This window comes from uncultured Romboutsia sp. (genome assembly GCF_958366745.1).
Lineage (GTDB): Bacteria > Bacillota > Clostridia > Peptostreptococcales > Peptostreptococcaceae > Romboutsia > Romboutsia timonensis.
The window spans coordinates 1-3660 of record NZ_CATXCO010000231.1; the positions used below are offsets into that span (position 1 = coordinate 1).

Sequence of the window (3660 nt, forward strand, 5' to 3'; positions counted from 1 at the left end):
AGCATCTATTGTATGTATTTTAACAGTATTTCCACTTGTAGTTAAAGCTATAGTTGATAAAGTATACAATTATGTAGATACAACTGGGCAAGTTATAAAAAGTGATTCAGTAGTGTACAAACTAGATAATCCTATAACAAAAAATAAGAATAATAATACAATAACTTTAGAGAGTTTTGTACTAAATACTAAGGATAAAACTGTTAATATGAAGATATCAGGTATTGGTCAAATTCCTAAAAAGGATTATACAACTATAAAAATAGGTAATGAAAATATAGATACAACCTTTTCTGGAATAGGAAGTTCGGGAAATGAATGGAAATATGAAATTAGCAGTAATTATAACCTTAATTATAGTAATGAAAAAATAGAAGTTAGTTTAGATCTTGGTGATAAAACCAATTTTGAACTTAACTTTTCATTAATAAAGTCTGATGCAGTTTCTAGCTATAAGGATTTAGGTCCTTCAGACACTAAAAACAATGTAGAAATAGTTTCAGTAGTAAAAGAAGAAGGTAACTTATTAGATGTTAACTTCATAAGTTCAATAGAAGAGAAAGACTTACAAGTAATGTATTATGGAAATCCATATAATTACAATGAAAAAACTAATACTTATGATTATGAAGTGATTCTTAGAGATAAAAAAGGAAAAGAAGTTGAAGGTAAGATAGTACAACATGGAGATAGAAGTAATAATTTTATTTTTGATACTTCTAATATGGAAAAACCATATAAGATAATAATACCTAAAATAACATTAGCTCCATATGGTGTAGTTCAAAGTAGTAAAGTAATAAAGCTACCAATACCTAAGAATGGTGAAACTATTAATCTTAATAAAGAAGTAGTTATAGAGAATAATAGAGATTATGGATTTAATAATGAAAATAATTCTTTTAAAATAAAAAAAATAAAGAGATATGATGAAAATATAAGAATTTATTTGGATTTTAATAAAAACAACAAAGTGATTAAAAGAAGAACTCTGAATGTAGAAATTCAAGAAGGAGTATTTGGAAACTCATCTAATGGTTGTAGTATGACATTTACACAGAAAAATGAAGATGCTATTTTAGATATAATTGATGTAACACCTAAAAATATTAATAAACGAAATATGAAAATTAAATTTAGTGATGGTGAGTTTGTACTATATGGACCTTGGGAGATGGAAATTAAATAGGGATATAAAGTTATTTATATAATAGTTAAATATTGTTATAATTAATATTAATAAAAATTGTGCAATGTAATGGGGGATTTGTTATGGAATGTTTAAGATGCAATACAGAGCTTAAGTTTTTAAAGGAGTATAGATTTGATTCACAAGATAATAATAGAGGTATACTAAAATCTTTATTTGATGTTGAAGAGCATTTAATTTTTAAAGTATATGTATGTCCAGAGTGTAAACATAGTGAGTTTATATATAATGGAAGTCATACTTGGATTGATTGTTAAAATAATATATATTTTATTTGTAATTAAATTATAAGTTGTCTTAAAATAATAATTATTTGAGGCAACTTTTTTTGTGAAAATAAATTAATAATGTCAAAAAAGATATACTTAATTTTTATAAAGCTAAAAAATTATAAAAATTAAGTATATATATATATTGAAATAATTTTAAAATATAAATAAAAATAAATATAGTATTATAAGAAAAATTAATGATAATTATAAAAATTATAAATTTTACTTATAAATTAATTCATTATATAATATAAAAATATATTAGTTAAAATTTTACATATATAAGCCCATTACAAAGGAGGAAATTATATGAAAGACATTATAGTAATAGGTGCGGGAGTAGTTGGTTGTGCTATAGCAAGAAAATTATCAAAATATAAATTAGATGTATTAGTTATAGATAAAAATGAAGATGTATCAGAAGGAATATCAAAAGCAAATAGTGGTATAATCCACGGTGGATATAATGAAAAAAAAGGAACTTTAAAAGCTAAATTAAATTTACAAGGAAATAAAATGATGGATGAACTAGCCAACGAATTACAATTTCCTTTTAAAAGAAATGGAGCATTAGTATTAGCATTTAATGAAGATGAATTAGAGAGATTAAAATTATTAAAATCTAACGGTGAAAACTTAGGAGTTGAAGGATTAGAACTCTTAAATAAAGAAGAAGTGTTAGCTTTAGAAAGTAATATAAATCAAGATGTAGTTGGTGCATTACATGTTAAAACTTCAGGTATAGTAAGTCCATATGAAATGACTTTAGCATTAGGAGAAAATGCTGTTGAAAATGGAGTTGAATTTAAATTAGGACTAGCTGTTATAGATATAAAAAGAGAAGATAATGGATATAATTTAAGTTTAAATAATGGAGAAAACTTAAAAGCTAAGATGGTTATAAATGCAAGTGGACTAGGTGGAGCATATTTAAATAATTTAATAAGTGAATTTAAATATGAAATAAATCCAGTAAAAGGTGAATATTGTTTATTTGATAAAGTTGCAGGAGGTATGTGCAAAAAAACATTATTCCAAGTACCATCTAAATTAAGTAAAGGAGTTTTAGTGACTCCAACAGTTGATGGTAACTTATTACTTGGACCAAATGCAAAAGCAGATAATGGTATATCTACTTCAAGAACTGGTATAGATGAAATAATGGAAAAGAGTAAGAAAACAATAAAGGAATTACCATTTAATAGAGTATTAAATACATTTAGTGGGTTAAGACCTAAAGTTGAAAGTGAAGACTTTATAATAGAAGAAGCTAAGGATAATCCTAACTTTATAAATGTAATAGGAATAGACTCACCAGGTCTTACTGCAGCACCTGCTATAGCAACTTATGTTATAGATTTAATAAGTGATAAAATACAATTAACTAAAAAAGAGAATTTTAAATCAACTAGAGAAAAAATGATAAGAATGGCTGATTTAAATATAGAAGAAAAAAATAAACTTATAAAAGAAAATCCATCATACGGAAAGATGGTATGTAAATGTGAATTTGTTACAGAAGGTGAGATTATAGATTCTATAAAAAGACCTTTAGGTGCAACAACATTAGATGGTATAAAAAGAAGAACTCGTGCAATGATGGGTGGATGTCAAGGAACAGGATGTATGATACCAATAAGTATGATTTTAAGTAAAACTTTAAATATAGATATAAGCGAGGTTAATAAAAATTCTAAATCATCTACAGTTGTTGGATTTAAGGAGGACTAATTATGAAAGAGTACAATTTAATTATAGTTGGCGGTGGAGCGGCAGGTATACTATGTGCAATAGAAGCTAATAAGCAAGGTATGGATAATATATTATTAATAGAAAAAGATCCTGTTTTAGGTGGAGCTTTAAATTTAGGAAATTATAATATAAGTAGAGAAAATGCTATAAATGGACAAGAGTATAAAAAGGTACTAATGGAACGTTTTGATAAGTGTAGTGTTGATTTAAAATTAAATACTATGGTTTTAAAAATAGAAGAAAATAATGAGGTACTTTGCACAAGTTCAGAATGTGGTATAGAAAAGATAAAAGGAAAAAAAATAATTTTAGCTAATGGTGCAAAAGAAGGTTCAAGAAAAGCTATAAGTATGGTTGGAGACAGATGTTCTGGAATATTAACTGTAGGAATGGCTAAAAAAATATTTAGTATAGGTAATATGATAC

Annotated in this window: 4 protein-coding genes; all 4 read left to right on the top strand. The window is 25.2% G+C overall.

The genetic code is table 11. From position 1 onward, the window contains the following. On the top strand, positions 1 to 1189 hold a 1189-nt coding region (locus tag Q5F54_RS11830), incomplete at its 5' end, for a hypothetical protein (protein ID WP_302334484.1). 83 nt (positions 1190 to 1272) lie between these two features. Continuing rightward, entirely contained in the window at positions 1273 to 1467 is a 195-nt protein-coding gene (locus Q5F54_RS11835; RefSeq protein ID WP_071121045.1) for a hypothetical protein, read from the top strand. A gap of 324 nt (positions 1468 to 1791) precedes the next feature. Then, a complete protein-coding gene (locus Q5F54_RS11840) occupies positions 1792 to 3213 on the top strand; it encodes an NAD(P)/FAD-dependent oxidoreductase (protein ID WP_302334485.1) in 1422 nt (473 codons plus the stop codon). Between the two features lie 2 nt (positions 3214 to 3215). Beyond that, positions 3216 to 3660 (top strand): FAD-binding protein (locus tag Q5F54_RS11845; protein WP_302334486.1); only part of this gene is annotated, 445 nt, incomplete at its 3' end.

Bases quoted from the DNA above. Each gene is read 5' to 3' on its own strand.
- Q5F54_RS11840 (WP_302334485.1), top strand. From the start codon at position 1,792: ATGAAAGACATTATAGTAATAGGTGCGGGAGTAGTTGGTTGTGCTATA.
- Q5F54_RS11835 (WP_071121045.1), top strand. From the start codon at position 1,273: ATGGAATGTTTAAGATGCAATACAGAGCTTAAGTTTTTAAAGGAGTAT.